At 59.9% G+C, this 14982-nt stretch carries 20 protein-coding genes; 9 read left to right on the top strand and 11 right to left on the bottom strand.

Features of this window, described 5'->3' with window-relative positions:
* A partial coding sequence (locus tag L972_RS20955) for a tyrosine-type recombinase/integrase (protein ID WP_047438790.1) occupies window positions 1–290 on the top strand: 290 nt, incomplete at its 5' end.
* 32 nt (window positions 291–322) lie between these two features.
* Entirely contained in the window at window positions 323–1033 is a 711-nt protein-coding gene (locus L972_RS13265) for an HAD-IA family hydrolase (protein WP_047438747.1), read from the top strand.
* Between the two features lie 76 nt (window positions 1034–1109).
* Here the strand turns inward: L972_RS13265 and L972_RS13260 are convergent, their stop codons facing one another.
* A complete protein-coding gene (locus L972_RS13260; RefSeq protein ID WP_047438745.1) occupies window positions 1110–1508 on the bottom strand; it encodes an STY0301 family protein in 399 nt (132 codons plus the stop codon).
* A 45-nt stretch (window positions 1509–1553) separates the two neighbouring features.
* On the bottom strand, window positions 1554–3080 hold the full coding sequence (locus L972_RS13255) for a cyclic nucleotide-binding domain-containing protein (RefSeq protein WP_047438743.1): 1527 nt from the start codon (window positions 3078–3080) through the stop codon (window positions 1554–1556).
* A 145-nt stretch (window positions 3081–3225) separates the two neighbouring features.
* On the opposite strand from L972_RS13255, the gene L972_RS13250 reads away from it, so the two are divergent.
* Window positions 3226–3609 carry a hypothetical protein gene (locus L972_RS13250; protein WP_040069030.1) on the top strand — a complete coding sequence of 128 codons (384 nt, stop codon included), beginning with the start codon at window positions 3226–3228 and terminating at the stop codon, window positions 3607–3609.
* A gap of 12 nt (window positions 3610–3621) precedes the next feature.
* Here L972_RS13250 and L972_RS13245 read toward each other — a convergent pair whose 3' ends face one another.
* Window positions 3622–4404 (bottom strand): gamma-glutamyl-gamma-aminobutyrate hydrolase family protein, encoded by a 783-nt coding sequence (locus tag L972_RS13245; RefSeq protein ID WP_047438742.1) that lies wholly within the window; start codon window positions 4402–4404, stop codon window positions 3622–3624.
* Window positions 4405–4800: 396 nt separating this feature from the next.
* Window positions 4801–5325, bottom strand: coding sequence for a ribosome biogenesis factor YjgA (gene yjgA, locus L972_RS13240; protein WP_005336359.1), 525 nt, complete (start codon window positions 5323–5325; stop codon window positions 4801–4803).
* Between the two features lie 115 nt (window positions 5326–5440).
* On the opposite strand from yjgA, the gene pmbA reads away from it, so the two are divergent.
* Window positions 5441–6784, top strand: coding sequence for a metalloprotease PmbA (pmbA, locus tag L972_RS13235; RefSeq protein ID WP_047438740.1), 1344 nt, complete (start codon window positions 5441–5443; stop codon window positions 6782–6784).
* Between the two features lie 87 nt (window positions 6785–6871).
* Here pmbA and murA read toward each other — a convergent pair whose 3' ends face one another.
* From murA to mlaF, 7 genes are read right to left on the bottom strand one after another with little or no spacing between them, the layout of a single operon-like run.
* Window positions 6872–8128 (bottom strand): UDP-N-acetylglucosamine 1-carboxyvinyltransferase, encoded by a 1257-nt coding sequence (gene murA / locus L972_RS13230; protein ID WP_005336355.1) that lies wholly within the window; start codon window positions 8126–8128, stop codon window positions 6872–6874.
* 18 nt (window positions 8129–8146) lie between these two features.
* Window positions 8147–8404, bottom strand: a complete 258-nt coding sequence (gene ibaG, locus L972_RS13225) for a BolA family iron metabolism protein IbaG (protein ID WP_005306001.1) — start codon at window positions 8402–8404, stop codon at window positions 8147–8149.
* Complete coding sequence (locus L972_RS13220; RefSeq protein WP_005336352.1) at window positions 8404–8676, bottom strand: STAS domain-containing protein; 273 nt, start codon at window positions 8674–8676, stop codon at window positions 8404–8406. Before L972_RS13220 ends, ibaG begins: the two co-directional genes overlap by 1 nt.
* Window positions 8673–9305 carry an MlaC/ttg2D family ABC transporter substrate-binding protein gene (locus L972_RS13215; protein ID WP_005336350.1) on the bottom strand — a complete coding sequence of 211 codons (633 nt, stop codon included), beginning with the start codon at window positions 9303–9305 and terminating at the stop codon, window positions 8673–8675. Before L972_RS13215 ends, L972_RS13220 begins: the two co-directional genes overlap by 4 nt.
* Before the next feature lie 2 nt (window positions 9306–9307).
* Window positions 9308–9805 (bottom strand): outer membrane lipid asymmetry maintenance protein MlaD, encoded by a 498-nt coding sequence (gene mlaD / locus L972_RS13210; protein ID WP_005336348.1) that lies wholly within the window; start codon window positions 9803–9805, stop codon window positions 9308–9310.
* 7 nt (window positions 9806–9812) lie between these two features.
* Window positions 9813–10592 (bottom strand): lipid asymmetry maintenance ABC transporter permease subunit MlaE, encoded by a 780-nt coding sequence (gene mlaE / locus L972_RS13205; protein WP_005336345.1) that lies wholly within the window; start codon window positions 10590–10592, stop codon window positions 9813–9815.
* Window positions 10592–11392: a phospholipid ABC transporter ATP-binding protein MlaF gene (mlaF, locus tag L972_RS13200; protein ID WP_005336343.1), complete on the bottom strand. Its 801-nt coding sequence runs from the start codon at window positions 11390–11392 to the stop codon at window positions 10592–10594. Before mlaF ends, mlaE begins: the two co-directional genes overlap by 1 nt.
* Window positions 11393–11599: 207 nt before the next feature.
* Here mlaF and L972_RS13195 point away from each other — a divergent pair, with 207 nt between their 5' ends.
* Genes L972_RS13195 through lptB form a run of 5 tightly spaced genes read left to right on the top strand, consistent with a single transcriptional unit; the run spans window position 11600 to window position 14949 of the window.
* On the top strand, window positions 11600–12595 hold the full coding sequence (locus tag L972_RS13195; protein ID WP_005336342.1) for a KpsF/GutQ family sugar-phosphate isomerase: 996 nt from the start codon (window positions 11600–11602) through the stop codon (window positions 12593–12595).
* Window positions 12595–13149, top strand: a complete 555-nt coding sequence (kdsC, locus tag L972_RS13190) for a 3-deoxy-manno-octulosonate-8-phosphatase KdsC (protein ID WP_047438734.1) — start codon at window positions 12595–12597, stop codon at window positions 13147–13149. The genes L972_RS13195 and kdsC overlap by 1 nt, the downstream gene beginning before the upstream one ends.
* Window positions 13146–13706: an LPS export ABC transporter periplasmic protein LptC gene (lptC, locus tag L972_RS13185; protein ID WP_047438732.1), complete on the top strand. Its 561-nt coding sequence runs from the start codon at window positions 13146–13148 to the stop codon at window positions 13704–13706. Before kdsC ends, lptC begins: the two co-directional genes overlap by 4 nt.
* Window positions 13693–14220: a lipopolysaccharide transport periplasmic protein LptA gene (gene lptA / locus L972_RS13180; RefSeq protein WP_047438730.1), complete on the top strand. Its 528-nt coding sequence runs from the start codon at window positions 13693–13695 to the stop codon at window positions 14218–14220. The genes lptC and lptA overlap by 14 nt, the downstream gene beginning before the upstream one ends.
* Before the next feature lie 3 nt (window positions 14221–14223).
* Window positions 14224–14949: an LPS export ABC transporter ATP-binding protein gene (lptB, locus tag L972_RS13175; protein WP_005336333.1), complete on the top strand. Its 726-nt coding sequence runs from the start codon at window positions 14224–14226 to the stop codon at window positions 14947–14949.
* The last annotated feature ends 33 nt before the right edge of the window (window positions 14950–14982 follow it).

The following is a 14982-nucleotide window of genomic DNA, read 5'->3' as shown; positions in this document are numbered from 1 at the left end:
CCAGCCGCAAGCAGCGGCTGTCGGCCCGCTCGGTGCAGGCCCGCCTCGATGGCTGGGGCAACAAGCAGGCGCTCAACGCCCACGTCCATCCCCACAAGCTGCGCCACAGCTTCGCCACCCATATGCTGGAGTCCTCCGGCGATCTGCGGGCGGTACAGGAGCTGCTGGGACATGCCGACCTCTCCACCACCCAGATCTATACCCACCTCGACTTCCAGCATCTGGCCAAGGTTTACGACAGCGCCCACCCCAGGGCCAAGCGTGACCCGGATGCGCAGGACGATGAATAACGGGCCCTGAGCCCCGTTGCAGAGGAGAGTCCATGCACTTCTATCGCCGCTGGCAGCCGGTTGCTGCCATCTCGTTTGACCTCGATGACACCCTCTATGACAACGGCCCCGCCATCGTGCGGGCCGAGCAGTGGATGCTGAACCATCTGCGCAGCGAATATCTGGCCACCGCCATGCTCGACAAACCGCGCTGGCTGGAACTCAAGCGCAGTGTGCTGAATGGTTCCCCCGAGCTGCGCCACGATGTCAGTCTGGCGCGCCAGCAGACCATCCGCGCTGCCATGGTCGAGGGGGGGATGGCCGACCAGCAGGCCAGCCGCGAGGCGGAGCAGGTGTTTGCTGCGTTTCTGGCAGAGCGCTCGAAGATCGAGGTGAGCGAGTCCACTCATCTGCTGCTGGCCAGACTGGCCGAACGCTATCCGCTGGTGGTCATCACCAACGGCAATCTGGATCTGGCGCAGGCAGGGCTGGATCGCTACTTCACGCTGGTCTGCAAGGCGGGGGCGGGCGCCAGAATGAAACCGGCACCGGATATGTTTGAGCAGACCCGCAGCGCCCTCAAGCAGCCAGCGGAGCGGATCCTCCATGTGGGGGATCATCCCGAGACCGATGTGCTGGGGGCCCGTTTGCACGGCTTTCGCGCCGCCTGGCTCAACGAACGGCAGCAACCGTGGCAACAGCTGCAACTGTTGCCGGACGTGGAGCTGACGGCTCTGGAGGAGCTGGCCGAGCTGCTGCTCTGATGGCGCTGGCGGGTGGCCCGGCTCAGGCGGTAATGGCTGTCATCGAATAGCGATATATGGCAAGGGGTTACGCCCGCTATTTGCGACAAACCAGCCCGAGCAGGGTGTAGCGATCGCGCTGGTTGACGCGGCAGTAACTGATGCCGACGGGTAGCGGCTGCTGCAGGGTGATGGCGCTGTTCTGATAGCGGCAGACCAGATAGAGCGGGCGCAGGCTGCTATCGAGCTGACTCCAGTAGTGGATCTCGTCGCTGTCGCCATTATCCGGTTTGAGTTGGGCCAGCTCGGCAGGATCTCCGTCGAGCAGGGCCAGATTATCGAGCCGGTGGCTGAGGGTTTCGTCCGGTTTGCCATCGTCATTGCGAGTGAACGCCTGCCAGCCCTGCTGCGGGGTCAGCAGCTGCTGGCGAGTCTCGATAGTGGCGGGACAATCAAATTGCAGGCTGGCGGTAAGGGCCAGGGTGGTCAGTAACATGGCTGTGGTTCTCTCTTCACGTCCTCAATACGATGCCATGCTACGTCATCTTCCGCTGAACAGCTTCATCAGCTTATCAAGCAGATCAAGCTGTTGTGGTGGCTGTTTCATGGCTTCCGCTTCCCGCTCCAGCAGGGCCCGCTGCTCCTGCTGGCGGTCGCTCAGCACCCGGTAGAGGGGCTCAACCAGCGCCTCGCGCTGCATCACCAACTCCTGAAACATTGCCTGATTGATGCGATAGGTTTCGACGGTGGCCACCGCCCGCACCGTGAAGGAGCTGGGTTCGCCGGTGAGCAGGCTCAGTTCGCCAAAGAAGTCTCCCGCGTTGAGCGTACCAAGCTTCAGCTCCCGCCCTTCGACATTGACCACCATCTCGGCTTCCCCTTTGACCAGCACGAACAGCCAGTTGGAGACATCTCCCTGCTCCAGCATGATGTCGCCGCTGACGAAGGGGGCGAACTTCACCTGATCGGCCAGCTGGAGCAGCTCGTTCTCCTGCAACATGGCAAACAGCGGCAGCTTGCGCAGGGTATCGGTTCGTTCGGCGGTGTGGCGCTTGTGGCGGGCATCCAGATGCTGCTTCTCCTTGGCCATAAAGACGTTGAAGATCGGCGGGGTGAGGCGGCGATCGTTGCGGCGCAGGGCGGCATCGATCAGGCTGCGCACCATGGAGTCGGTCGGATCGTCGCGAGCCAGGTCGGTCAGCCAGTAGCGCACCGCATAGCGGGCGATGCCCCCTTCGACGTTCATTAGCAGGCAGTCCGGTTGCGGATGCTTGGCGACGCAGGGGAGCTTGGTCTCCCGCAGGGATTTCTCGATCAGCGCGATGATCTGGGTCGGCAAGGTATCCAGGGTCAGATCGAACCAGACCCAGCGCCGCCACTGCAAGGGTTCGCCACGACGGCGCCCGAGAACGGTGAAGCGCTGTTTAAGCAGGTGGCTGTTGGGGATGACGACTGTCTCCCAGTTGCGGGTCTCGATGGTGGTGGCACGCCAGTTGATCTCCACCACCCGGCCCTGGGTGGTGTCGACTTGCAGCCAGTCACCGATGGCGATGGAGTTGTCGAGCTGAATGGAGACCCCGGCCAGCAGGTTGCCAAGGGTGTCCTGCATGGCGAAGGCGATGACCGCGGTGATCACCGCCGAGGTGGTGACTATCTCCCCGAGAGCCATGCCGGAGGCGTAGAGGCGAAACAGACCCCAGCCGATATAGCCGATGGTGATGACGATATCGGCGATGATCCGCGGGATCCGCACATGGCAGAGGGGGAGCAGAAATTCGAACAGCAGGATCCCCCATATCTTGACCAGTATCAGGCCAGCCAGCAGGGTGGAGATCTCGATCAGCAATTGATGGGGCAGCGGCAGTTTGAACCAGCCCCCTTCCAGCTGGATCAGCAGGATCACCACCGCGCTTATCATCACGAAACTGAGCTCGGAGAGCAGCTCCCGTCGCTGTCCCGGACGGCGCCAGAAGTGGATCAGCATCAGGGAGAGAGTGAGCAGGGTCCAGAACGGGTGTTCGCCAATCCAGATCAGCGTCGGTAGCGCGGTGAGGTTTTCGCCAGCCATAGCAGCACCTTATTGTGGTTTTATTTCCAGCATAGCTGCTGCGGCGCGGGGAAATGGTGCGTTGGGGCGGCAATTTATTTATCCTGTGCAGAACCGGGCAAAGGAGTGCGATTGAGTGAAATTTTCAAAGAAAATCATCTGTTTGATGGCCCTGTTGCCATTGGCGGGCTGCGACCTGCTGGCCGAGAAGTATCGGGTCGAATTCCGGGATGGCTCCTGGCGTGAAATAGCCATTACCCCCTTCTCCAGCGAGGCGCGCTGGCGCGAGGGGTGTGCCACCGGTGAGGTGCTGAGCGATATGAAGGTGCCCATCAAGCGGGGCGACACGGTCAATGGCCGCGAGCAGCTGCTGATCGGCGGCGAGAAGTTCGAGCTGGATGACAACAACCTCTACCGCAGCAACGGCATGGTGTTTGGCCATTCGCCTGACCATATCCAGCGCGGGCTCAAGGGGATGGATATCTGCCGCACCTTGCGCCCCGAGCGGGGCGGACTGCCCAAGCTCAAGGCGCGCGGGTTTGGCGACTGAATCGATGAGGGATTAACTAGCCGCCATCAATGCACAACGCTGACGGCAAGCATCGCCAAAGGCTTGAAAGATCTTGATGGAGTGGGGGTTTTCATTGGCTTTCCACTCCGGATGCCACTGCACTGCCAGCAAAAAGGGTGACAGTGCGGGAGCATGAAGTGCCTCGATCAGCCCATCTTCTGCGTGGGCCAACGGCTCCAGACCCTTCCCCAACCGGTTGATGCCCTGTCCATGCAGGGAGTTGACCGGAATCTGTTCTTCCCCCATCAGTTCGGCAAACCAGCTACCGGGCAGCAGTTTTATCTGATGGCTTGGCCCATACTGCTCGTCGACCGGATCGTCGGCATCCTCCCGGTGATCGTCATAACCCGGTTCGCTGTAGACCTTCTGATGGATGTCTCCCCCCAGCGCTACGTTGATCTCCTGCATGCCGCGGCAGATCCCGAGGATCGGCAAGCCACGGGCGAGCGCCCCCTTGATGAGGGGCAGGTCGAACAGGTCGCGATCCCTGTCCTGCTGTTTCTCCGGCGTGAGGTTCTCCTGGCCGTAGAGGGCCGGATCGATGTTGGAGCCGGCGCCGCTCAGATAGACCCCATCGGCGAGATCCAGATACTGCTCCAGATCGGCGGTGCCGCAGCAGGTGGGTACCAGCAGCGGGACGCAGCCGCTTATCTCCACCAGCGGCATGATGTATTTGTGGGTCATCACCTGATAGGCGTGGCCGTTGCGGGGCTGGGCGCCCATGGTCATCAGCACGACAGGTTTACGGGTGGTGGGAGGCTGGGGATTTGGCATAGGGCACCTTGATTATCCTTGGCGTTGAAGTCTCATCCTGCGCCTTGGGCAGGCCCTTGCAAACCGGCAGAGCAAGGGCATGCCTCAAGGCATGGTCATGGGATCCCGCGTCGGGCCGAGTGACAGAATCGTTGGTCAGCCTGGGCAGCGACGGCATGGATCCTCTCTTCAGTCTGCCAAGGCCGTTCAATATGTCAAACAAAATGATACCAAATTGTTAACGTGTCTTTTTTGGCCTGCTCTGAAGCGGCGATTTAACGGGGTTGTTTAGATGGGCCGTTATGGCTGGGGTAGCAAAGTGGTGGATATATTAAACGAGCAGGGATGGCGGGGTATGGGGAGAGGAAAAGGCATCAATAGAAACACGCCTCCGCAAGGGGAGGCGTGTTTCGGGGATCACAGCAGGTCTTCGATCTCGCCGCGCAGATACTGGTACATCTCGCGGTAGGCGACTGGCGGCTTGTTCAGTTCCCGCTCCTTGTTGGCGGAGCGGATCAGCTGGCGCAGCTTCTGGCGATCCAGCTCGTGGAACTGGGACATCAGCTCGTTGAGGGCGCTGTCACCTTCGGTGATCAGGCGCTCGCGCCACTGCTCCAGGCGATGCAGGCGTGCATTCACGGTGGAGTGACGGTTCTTGATGATGGAGAGCGCTTCGGCAATCGGCTCGATATCGCGGCTGCGCATCAGGCGGCCGATGAACTGCAGATGGCGACGGAAGGACTCATCCTTCTTCGGCTTGAGTTTGCGACCCAGCTCGACAGCTTCTGCAAGCTCTTCATCCAACGGGATTTTTTCCAGCTCGCTGTGGCTGAGGGAGACGATCTCTTCCCCCATTTTCTGCAATGCTTCGGCATCGCGCTTGAGCTGGCTCTTGCTGGGGCCCCAGTCTTCGAACTCGTTGTCGTCTTGATATTGACTCATCGGTCTCTTGATTCCTGTCATTCACGTTTGGCGGATATGTTACCAGCTTCTCCCGCTGGGCGCAGGGGTCTGATATGCTTACCCCCCCTTTCCTTCTTTCATACAGATGTGAGTTATGGATCAGCAAGACCAAATCCGCCAGGATCAAGCCCATCTCGAGGCCGTGGTTGCCGAAGCCCTGGAGATAGCCAAAGGACTGGGCGCCTCGCTGGCCGAAGTCTCCATCAGCAAGCAGACCGGGTTGTCGGTGAACACCCGGGGTTGTGAACTGGAAAGCATTGAATTCAATAAAGATGGCGCCCTCGGCATCGCTGTCTATCGCGATGGTTGCAAGGGATCCTCCTCGACCACCGATCTGAGCAAACCCGCCATTCGCGCCGCCGTTGAAGCGGCCATCGAGATTGCCCGCCACACCTCGGCCGATGATTGCGCCGGTCTGGCGGACGCCGAGCTGCTGGCCTGGGATGCCCCCGATCTACAACTGTGCCACCAAATCGAACTGGATCCCCAGCGCGGTATCGAACTGGCCATCGAGTGCGAACGGCTGGCGCTTGGTCGCGATGCCCGCATCAAGCACTCCGACGGTGCCGGTTTCTCCAGCCATCTCGGCATCAAGGTCTATGGCAACAGCCATGGCTTCGTCAAAGGTTATGCGGCGTCGCGCAACTCCCTGAGCTGCGTGCTGATCGGCGAGCAGGATGGCGACATGCAGCGTGATTACGGCTACTCCTCCAGCCGTACCCTCGACGGGCTCTGGAGCCCGCAGCGCATCGCCGATGAGGCAGTGGAGCGTACCGTCTCCCGCCTCGGCGCCCGCAAGATCTCTACCCGTCATGCGCCGGTGCTGTTCCACCCTGACACAGCCTCCGGTCTGTGGGGCCATCTGGTAATGGCCATCAGCGGCGGCAACCTCTATCGCAAGTCGAGCTTCCTGCTCGACAAATTGGGCAAGCAGATCCTGCCCGAGTGGCTCACCATTCAGGAGTTCCCCCACCTGCTTGGCGGGCTCGCCAGTACCCCGTTTGATGGCGAAGGGGTGCGTACCCGCGACATGGATATCATCCGTAACGGCGAGCTGATGAGCTGGCTGCTGACCTCTTACTCTGCGCGCAAGCTGGGGCTGACCACTACGGGGCACGCCGGTGGCATCCACAACTGGCAGGTCTCCAATACCGGCCAGGATTTTCCGGGCATGCTGAAAGAGATGGGCACCGGCCTGCTGGTGACCGAGCTGATGGGGCAGGGGGTCAATATCGTCAATGGTGACTACTCCCGCGGCGCTGCCGGTTTCTGGGTCGAGAATGGCGAAATAGCCTATCCGGTCGAGGAGATCACCATCGCCGGCAATCTGGCCGAGATGTTCAGCCATATCGTGGCGGTAGGTCGTGACGAGGATGAGCGCTCCAGTCTCAAGACCGGCTCGGTGCTGGTAGAGAATATGAAGCTGGCGGGCCACTGATCCCGGTTTCAACTGAACCGAAACCATGAAAAAGGCCCCCTCGCCAACGCGAGGGGGCCTTTTTATCGGCCAGCGATCAGGGGGCTATCAGCCCTTGATACGCTCGATGCGGCCACCCAGACCCTGCAGCTTCTGCTCGATATCTTCATAGCCACGGTCGATGTGATAGATACGGTCGACGATGGTGGAGCCTTCGGCGACGAAGCCGGCCAGCACCAGACTGGCGGAGGCGCGCAGATCGGTCGCCATTACCTGGGCACCCTTGAGTTGCTCGGTGTCACGGCAGATGGCTACGTTGCCCTGCAGTTCGATGTCTGCGCCCATCCGTACCAGTTCGGGAACGTGCATGAAGCGGTTCTCGAAGATGGTCTCGGTGACCATGCCGGTGCCTTTGGCGACGGCGTTCAGCACAGTGAACTGTGCCTGCATGTCGGTCGGGAAGGCCGGGTAGGGGGCGGTCTTGATGGTGACCGGCTTGAGGGTGCGGCCAGTCATGTCGAGGGTGATCCAGTCTTCACCCTTCTCAATCAGGGCACCAGCTTCTTCCAGCTTGACAAGTACCGCTTCCAGCAGGGTCGGGTCGGTCTTGCGGCAGGTGATCTTGCCGCCGGTGACCGCTGCGCCCACCAGGAAGGTACCGGTTTCGATGCGGTCAGGCTGCACACTGTAGTTGCCGCCGTGCAGACGCTCGACACCGTCGATGGTCAGGGTATCGGTGCCCGCGCCCTGGATCTTGGCACCAAGGGTATTGAGGAAGTTGGCCAGATCGACCACTTCCGGCTCGCGTGCGGCGTTTTCGATCACGGTGCGGCCATCAGCCAGGGTGGCGGCCATCATCAGGTTTTCGGTACCGGTCACGGAGACCATATCCATCAGGATGTGAGCGCCTTTCAGGCGGCCATCGACACGGGCCTTGATGTAACCATCTTCGATGGTGATCTTGGCACCCATCAGCTCCAGGCCGTGGACGTGCAGGTTGACCGGACGGGCACCGATGGCGCAGCCGCCGGGCAGGGAGACATCAGCAGCACCGAAACGGGCAGCCAGCGGGCCCAGCGCCAGAATGGAGGCGCGCATGGTCTTCACCAGCTCGTAGGGAGCGACATGGTTGTTCACCGCACCGGTCAGCACGGTGACGTTGCCGTTGACCTTGGTGGTCGCGCCCAGCATCTCCAGCAGCTTGATGGTGGTGCCCACATCTTTCAGGCGCGGCACGTTGGAGAGGTGTACCTCTTCATCACAGAGCAGGGTCGCGAACAGGATCGGCAGGGCAGCGTTTTTGGCGCCGGAGATGGTCACTTCGCCGTTGAGAGTACAACGACCATCGATTTTGAATTTGTCCATTTTTACTTCGTTACCAAATCAGGAGGGCAATAGGAATTTACGTTCGCGTTTCCACTCGGCGTCAGTGAACGCTTTGATGGAGAGGGCGTGAATGGCGTTGCTGGCGATCTTGTCCATCAGCGGGGCATAGATGGCCTGCTGCTTCTTGACCCGGCTCATGCCGTCAAACATGTCACCGACGGCGATCACTTGGTAGTGACTACCGTCCCCTTTGACATGGACTTCGGACAATGGCAGAGCCTCAAGGAGTATCGCTTCAATTTCAGAGACTTGCATTATGCGTCCTCAGTTGTGAGCGGGGTTGACTGAAACAGCCCGGCCACCCCGTAGAGGTTGGCCAGGGTATAGAAATCACTGGAGGCGCCCACCAGTTGCGGTGTGGCGCCTCGCGCTAATACGGCTTTGGCCCATTTGACCAGCAGGGCCAGTCCGGCAGAGTCGAGGGTGGTGACGCCGCCGAGCTCGAGCTGGTCGTCCTGCCACCATTCGGCGCGGCGTTGCCACAGGTCATTGACCTGTGGCGCCTGCAGCTCACCGCTGAGGGTCATGGTTTGAGTACCAGCGGCTTGGCGTTGTGTTCGCGCAACTGGGCGATCACTGCATCGATGCCATTCTGGCGGATCAAACCGCCCAGCTCGCTCTGCTTGGCGGAGAGCAGGCTGATCCCCTCTGCCACCATGTCGAAGGCTTTCCACTCGCCGGTCTTGTTGTTCTTGCGCAGCTTGAACTCGAGGAAGATGTCCGGCTTGCCGGCCTCTTTCACGCTGACGTTGACGGCGGTGATATTGCCGCTGGGAGCTTTGCCCGGCTCGACCTTGACGGTCTGCTTGTCAAAATGGGCCAGCGCATCGGCGTAGGAGCTCACCATGTACTCGGTGAACACCTCGACGAAGGCATTGCGCTGCGCTTCGGTGGTCTCTTTAATCTGGTTGCCAAGCACCTTGTAGGCGGCGAAGCGGTTGTCCACATAGGGCAGCAGCTCTTCGCGGATGATCACCCGCAGGTGATCCGGGTTGCTCTTCACCTGGGCCTGATCGGCTTTCAGGCGGGCAAAGGTCTGCTTGGCAGCCTGATCCACCAGCGCGTTGGGATCGGTGGCATCGACTGCGGCCTGGGCAGACAGGGAAAAGAGCATGCTGGTCATCAGGCCCAGCAGCAGGGCGATTTTCTTGAACATGATTACTCCTTCTTGCTGTCTGATTTGCTGTCGGAGGATTGGCTGTAGAGGAACTTGCCAATCAGATCTTCCAGTACGATGGCGGATTTGGTGTCTTCAATCAGGTCGCCATCCTTGAGCATCTCGGTGCCCATCTCCTCATCGCTGAAGCCGGGGGCCAGACCGATGTACTGCTCGCCGAGCAGACCGGAGGTGAGGATGGAGAGGGAGCTGGTATCGGCGAACTCGCCAGCGCTCTTTTGCATCATCAGGGTCACTTCGGGCACCTGGGTTTTCGGGTCCAGTACGATGTCGCTGACCCGACCGACCACAACGCCGCCGACCTTGACCGGCGAACGGACTTTCAGGCCGCCGATATTATCGAAATGCGCGCGCAGGGTATAGGTTTCTCCTTCCGGTTTGAAGCTCAAACCGGCCACTTGCAGGGCCAGTGCCAGAATGGCACCGATGCCAGCCAGCATGAAGGTGCCGACCAGGAATTCTACTTTGCTGAACTTCATCTTTACCTTATCCAAACATGACTGCAGTGAGTATAAAATCCAGGCCGAGCACGGCGAGGGATGAGTGGACCACAGTTCGGGTCGTGGCCTGACTGATCCCGGCCGAGGTCGGCTTGGCATCATAGCCGTTAAAGAGCGCAATCCAGGTGACCACCAGGGCGAAAATCAGGCTCTTGATGGCGCCCTGCATGATGTCTTCATGCCAGTCGACGGAGGCCTGCATGGCAGACCAGAAGCCCCCTTCGTCCACGCCGAGCCAGTCCACACCAACCAGCTTGCCGCCGAAGATGCCGATCAGGCTGAACATAAAGGCCAGCAGCGGCATGCTGATGACGCCAGCCCAGAAGCGGGGGGCGACCACCCGGCGCAGCGGGTCGACCGCCATCATCTCGAGGCTTGAAAGCTGCTCGGTGGCCTTCATCAGGCCAATTTCAGCGGTCAGGGCCGAACCGGCTCGGCCGGCAAACAGCAGTGCCGTGACCACAGGGCCCAGCTCCCGCAGCAGGGAGAGGGAGACCAGCGGTCCCAGACTCTGTTCGGCGCCGAAATCCTTCAATACGTTGTAACCCTGCAGCGAGAGCACCATGCCGATGAACAGGCCGGAGACCAGAATGATGGCCACCGATTGCACGCCCACCACATAGAGCTGCTGGACAAGCAGCGGGAAGTGCTTGCGCGGCTCGGGTTTGCCCGCCAGCGCATGGAACAACATGATGGTGGCGCGACCGACGGAGCTGATAAACCGCACTCCGACCCGCCCCAGCTTGCTTATTTGACTTATCAACATCAGAGATCCTGTAGCAGATCGCCTGCCGGAAAATGAAACGGAACAGGACCATCGGGCAATCCTTTGAGGAACTGCTCGACTTCGGGATTGTGCTCCTCGCGCAACTGGTCCGGCGTGCCGTGCGCCACCACCTTGCGATTGGCGATGATGTAGGCGTAATCGGCGATGCTCAGCACCTCTTTCACGTCGTGGGTGACGATGACGGAGGTGATACCAAGGGCATCGTTCAGCTCCTTGATCAGCTTGACCAGCACCGCCATGGTGATGGGGTCCTGCCCGACGAATGGCTCGTCATACATGATGAGGTCAGGATCGAGTGCAATTGCCCGTGCCAGCGCCGCCCGGCGCGCCATGCCGCCGGAAAGCTCGGAGGGCATCAGTTTCGCCGCGCCGCGCAAGCCCACCGCCTGCAGCTTCATCATGACGATGGTGTGGATCAGCTCCTCCGGCAGGCCGGAGTGCTCCCGCAGCGGGAAGGCCACGTTGTCGTAGACCGTCATGCCGGTAAACAGGGCGCCGCTCTGGAACAGCATGCTCATCCGTTTGCGCACTTCATAGAGGCGCGAGCGGGAGAGGGTGGGGATATCTTCCCCGTCAAACAGAATGTGACCGGACTCCGGCTTGAGCTGGCCACCGATCAGCCGCAGCAGGGTGGTTTTACCGATGCCGCTCGGGCCCATGACGGCGGTCACCTTGCCACGAGGAATGGTCAGGTTGATCCCGTCATACAACAGCCGATCTCCGTGACTGAAGGTCAGATCGGAGATAGTGATCAGGTCATTGTTCAAACAATTGTCCATCCGGTGTAAATGAGGTGCGAATTTTATGGGGTAGTCTAGGTCTAAGCAACAGCAAGGAACAACTATTGAACAGGCTGCAAGCCCATTTGCACGACAGTTTTCTGTAACAAAGTGCGTCATCGAGAGCGGGACTTGCCATCCGATTCGCTTATCCGGGCAGACTTTTTTATAATCCCGCAGCTAATTTCGGCCCGGAGCTGTGTCTTTATGTCTGTAAAGCCTGAGAAAGTGTCTGAACTGTTCGATTTTCGTCGCAGTGCCCGCGCGGTGCTGGACACAGAAAAGCAAGCCATTGATGGACTCTATCAGTATCTGAACGACGCCTTCGACAAGGCGTGCGAAATGGTGCTGCGCTGCGGTGGCAAGATAGTGGTCACCGGCATGGGCAAGTCGGGCCATATCGGCAGCAAGATCGCCGCCACCCTCGCCAGCACCGGCACACCGGCCTTCTTCCTTCATCCGGGAGAAGCGAGTCACGGTGATCTGGGGATGATCTCCAGTGGCGACCTTATCATCGCTATCTCCAACTCCGGTGAGAGCGACGAAATCCTGGCCCTGCTGCCGGTACTCAAGCGCCGCGGCATTCCGCTCATCTGCATGACCGGTAATCCCGCCTCCACCATGGCCAAAGAGGCCAACGTGCATCTGTGCATTAAGGTAGAGAAAGAGGCCTGCCCGCTGGGTCTGGCACCCACTTCCAGCACCACGGCAACCTTAGTCATGGGCGATGCCCTGGCAGTGGCTCTGCTGGAAGCGCGCGGTTTTACCGCCGATGACTTCGCCCTCTCTCACCCGGGCGGGTCGCTCGGCAAGCGTCTGTTGCTGCGGGTTGGCGACCTGATGCACAGTGGCGATCTGTTGCCCCGGGTGGGGATAGATGCCACCATCAGCCAGGCGCTGCTGGAAGTGAGCCGCAAGGGGCTCGGTATGACGGCAGTGGTCGATGGCAATGGCCTGCTGGCCGGGCTCTTTACCGATGGCGACTTGCGCCGCATTCTTGACCAGCAGATCGATATCCATCACACCCCCATCAGCCGTGTGATGACGGCCAACTGTGTTACCGTAGGTCCAGAGATGATGGCTGCGGAAGCCGTCAAGCTGATGGAAACTAGAAAAATCAACGGATTACTGGTCGTGGATGAAGAGAAACGCCCGCTCGGCGCCTTCAACATGCACGACCTGCTGAAAGCCGGAGTAATTTGATGCAAAACGTACCGACCCTCTATGGTCCGGTGACGCGCAGCCAGTTCGACAAGGCGGCGCAAATCCGCCTGCTGGTGTGCGATGTGGACGGGGTGCTCTCCAACGGCCTCATCTACATGGGAAACAACGGCGAAGAGCTGAAAACCTTCTGCACCCGCGATGGTGCGGGCATGCGAGCACTGCTCAATGCCGGGATCGAGATCGCCATCATCACCGGGCGCAACTCCCGTATCGTCAGCGATCGGATGAAAAGCCTGGGGGTGGCTCATGTGGTGCAGGGGGCTGATAAAAAGCTGCCTCACTTCGAAGCGCTGCTGGCCAAGCTGGGGCTGACTGCTGAACAGGCCGCCTATATGGGCGATGACACCATCGATCTGCCGGTGATGGCCGCCTGCGGCCTGGGTATCGCGGTGGCCGATGCCCATCCGCTGGTGCTGAGTCGTGCCGATATGGTGACCCGGCTTGGCGGTGGCATGGGCGCGGTGCGCGAGGTGTGTGACCTCATTTTGCAGGCGCAGGGCCACGACGATTATCAGCCCGAGGCCTCGGTATGAGCAGACAGACCCTGTTGTTTGCCCTGCTGTTTCTGGTCGCACTGGTTGCCTGGCAGTTGGGCAAGGTTGAGCTGGTGCCTGAGAGCGCCGTCAAAATCGAAAACTATCAGCCGGATTTTGTCGCCAAAGATCTGGTGACCACCCGTTTTGATATCAATGGCAAGCGCACCGAGCGGCTGGAGTCGACCTACGCCGAGTATTATCAAATCCTCGAGCAGGCTACCTTCGACAAGCCGGTGGTCTACATGTATGACGACCAGGGTGCCGCCGAGTGGAAGGTGACCGCCGAAACCGGCGTGCTCAACACCGGCGACAACGTCATCCTGCGGGACAAGGTGCATCTGGATGGTCTGCTACCTACCTCTTTCATCTCCACACTGGATACATCCTATCTGGAGCTGGATCTGGTGACACAGGATGTGCGCAGCAACCGGGAAGTGAACATTCTGGGTCGGGATTTCCAGACCCAAGGGGTTGGCCTCAAGGGCCATCTGGACCGCAAATATTTTGAGTTACTGGATCAAGGCCATGCCATCTATTTCAATGAAAAACGCTAATCTGGTCCTCGCAGCCCTGTTGCTGTGTGGTGCGGTGACCGCCAAAGAGTCCGACTTTGCCGAGAAGGTCTACGTCGATGCCGTCAAACAGGTGGCCGAGATGCAGGACAACCGCATCACCTTCGAAGAGGACGTGACCATCAATCAGGGCACCATCCGGATCAAGGCTGACAAGGTGGTAGTGACCCGTTCCGGCGAGAAAGGAGCCGAGGTGATGACTGCCTACGGCAAGCCCGCCACCTTCTTCCAGATCCTGGATAACGGCAAGCCGGTCAATGCCCACGGCAATACCATCCGCTACGAGCTGAAGAACCGGCTGGTGACCATCACCGGCAACGGTCAGCTCAAGCAGGAAGATAGCCAGGTCAATGGCGATCTGATCCGCTACGACATCGTCAAACAGAAGATGATTGCCGAGAGCAAGAGCCCGAGCCAGCGGGTCAAAACCGTGTTCCTGCCTGATCAGGTAGAGAATTTCGACAAGCCCGCCGACCAGAAGAAGCAGGGAAAATAAGCCATGGCAGTGTTAAAAGCAGTGGGCCTGCAGAAGAGCTACAAGCGCCGCATGGTGGTGAGTGACGTCAGCCTTGAAGTGGGCACCGGCCAGATTGTCGGCCTGCTCGGCCCCAACGGGGCGGGCAAGACCACCTCCTTCTACATGATCGTGGGGCTGGTGCAGCGCGATGCCGGTCTCATCACCATCGACGATCAGGACATCAGCCTGCAGCCTATGCATGTGCGGGCGCGCAATGGCATCGGTTACCTGCCGCAGGAGGCCTCCATCTTCCGTCGCCTGTCGGTGTTCGACAACCTGATGGGCGTGATGCAGACCCGCAAGGGGTTGAGCCGTGAGGAGCGTGAGGACAAGGTTCAGCAACTGCTGGAAGAGTTCAACATCACCCACATTCGCGACAACCTGGGTCAGAGCCTCTCCGGCGGTGAGCGCCGTCGGGTCGAGATCGCCCGTGCGCTGGCGGCCGAGCCGCGTTTTATTCTGCTGGATGAACCCTTTGCAGGGGTTGACCCGATTTCTGTGATAGACATCAAGAAGATCATTCAGCATCTGAAAGATAGAGGTCTTGGCGTCTTGATTACCGACCACAACGTCAGAGAGACTCTGGACGTATGTGAGAAGGCCTATATCGTCAGCCACGGCAAGATGATTGCCGAAGGTGCACCGGCTGACATCCTTGCCGATGAGCAGGTCAAGCGCGTCTATTTGGGCGATCAATTCAGTCTATAGTAAGGGGGCATGCCTTCATTTCCTTTGACGAGT

This window comes from Aeromonas sp. ZOR0001, assembly GCF_000801015.1.
Classification (GTDB): domain Bacteria; phylum Pseudomonadota; class Gammaproteobacteria; order Enterobacterales; family Aeromonadaceae; genus Aeromonas; species Aeromonas veronii.
This window is presented reverse-complemented; position numbering and strand designations above follow the sequence as displayed.

Bases quoted from the DNA above. Each gene is read 5' to 3' on its own strand.
- L972_RS13250 (WP_040069030.1), top strand. From the start codon at position 3,226: ATGGCCCTGTTGCCATTGGCGGGCTGCGACCTGCTGGCCGAGAAGTAT.
- L972_RS13265 (WP_047438747.1), top strand. From the start codon at position 323: ATGCACTTCTATCGCCGCTGGCAGCCGGTTGCTGCCATCTCGTTTGAC.
- kdsC (WP_047438734.1), top strand. From the start codon at position 12,595: ATGCAAAACGTACCGACCCTCTATGGTCCGGTGACGCGCAGCCAGTTC.
- mlaD (WP_005336348.1), bottom strand. From the start codon at position 9,805: ATGAAGTTCAGCAAAGTAGAATTCCTGGTCGGCACCTTCATGCTGGCT.
- L972_RS13255 (WP_047438743.1), bottom strand. From the start codon at position 3,080: ATGGCTGGCGAAAACCTCACCGCGCTACCGACGCTGATCTGGATTGGC.
- mlaE (WP_005336345.1), bottom strand. From the start codon at position 10,592: ATGTTGATAAGTCAAATAAGCAAGCTGGGGCGGGTCGGAGTGCGGTTT.
- murA (WP_005336355.1), bottom strand. From the start codon at position 8,128: ATGGACAAATTCAAAATCGATGGTCGTTGTACTCTCAACGGCGAAGTG.
- ibaG (WP_005306001.1), bottom strand. From the start codon at position 8,404: ATGCAAGTCTCTGAAATTGAAGCGATACTCCTTGAGGCTCTGCCATTG.
- mlaF (WP_005336343.1), bottom strand. From the start codon at position 11,392: ATGGACAATTGTTTGAACAATGACCTGATCACTATCTCCGATCTGACC.
- L972_RS13245 (WP_047438742.1), bottom strand. From the start codon at position 4,404: ATGCCAAATCCCCAGCCTCCCACCACCCGTAAACCTGTCGTGCTGATG.
- lptA (WP_047438730.1), top strand. From the start codon at position 13,693: ATGAAAAACGCTAATCTGGTCCTCGCAGCCCTGTTGCTGTGTGGTGCG.
- lptC (WP_047438732.1), top strand. From the start codon at position 13,146: ATGAGCAGACAGACCCTGTTGTTTGCCCTGCTGTTTCTGGTCGCACTG.
- pmbA (WP_047438740.1), top strand. From the start codon at position 5,441: ATGGATCAGCAAGACCAAATCCGCCAGGATCAAGCCCATCTCGAGGCC.
- lptB (WP_005336333.1), top strand. From the start codon at position 14,224: ATGGCAGTGTTAAAAGCAGTGGGCCTGCAGAAGAGCTACAAGCGCCGC.
- L972_RS13195 (WP_005336342.1), top strand. From the start codon at position 11,600: ATGTCTGTAAAGCCTGAGAAAGTGTCTGAACTGTTCGATTTTCGTCGC.
- L972_RS13215 (WP_005336350.1), bottom strand. From the start codon at position 9,305: ATGTTCAAGAAAATCGCCCTGCTGCTGGGCCTGATGACCAGCATGCTC.
- L972_RS13220 (WP_005336352.1), bottom strand. From the start codon at position 8,676: ATGACCCTCAGCGGTGAGCTGCAGGCGCCACAGGTCAATGACCTGTGG.
- yjgA (WP_005336359.1), bottom strand. From the start codon at position 5,325: ATGAGTCAATATCAAGACGACAACGAGTTCGAAGACTGGGGCCCCAGC.
- L972_RS13260 (WP_047438745.1), bottom strand. From the start codon at position 1,508: ATGTTACTGACCACCCTGGCCCTTACCGCCAGCCTGCAATTTGATTGT.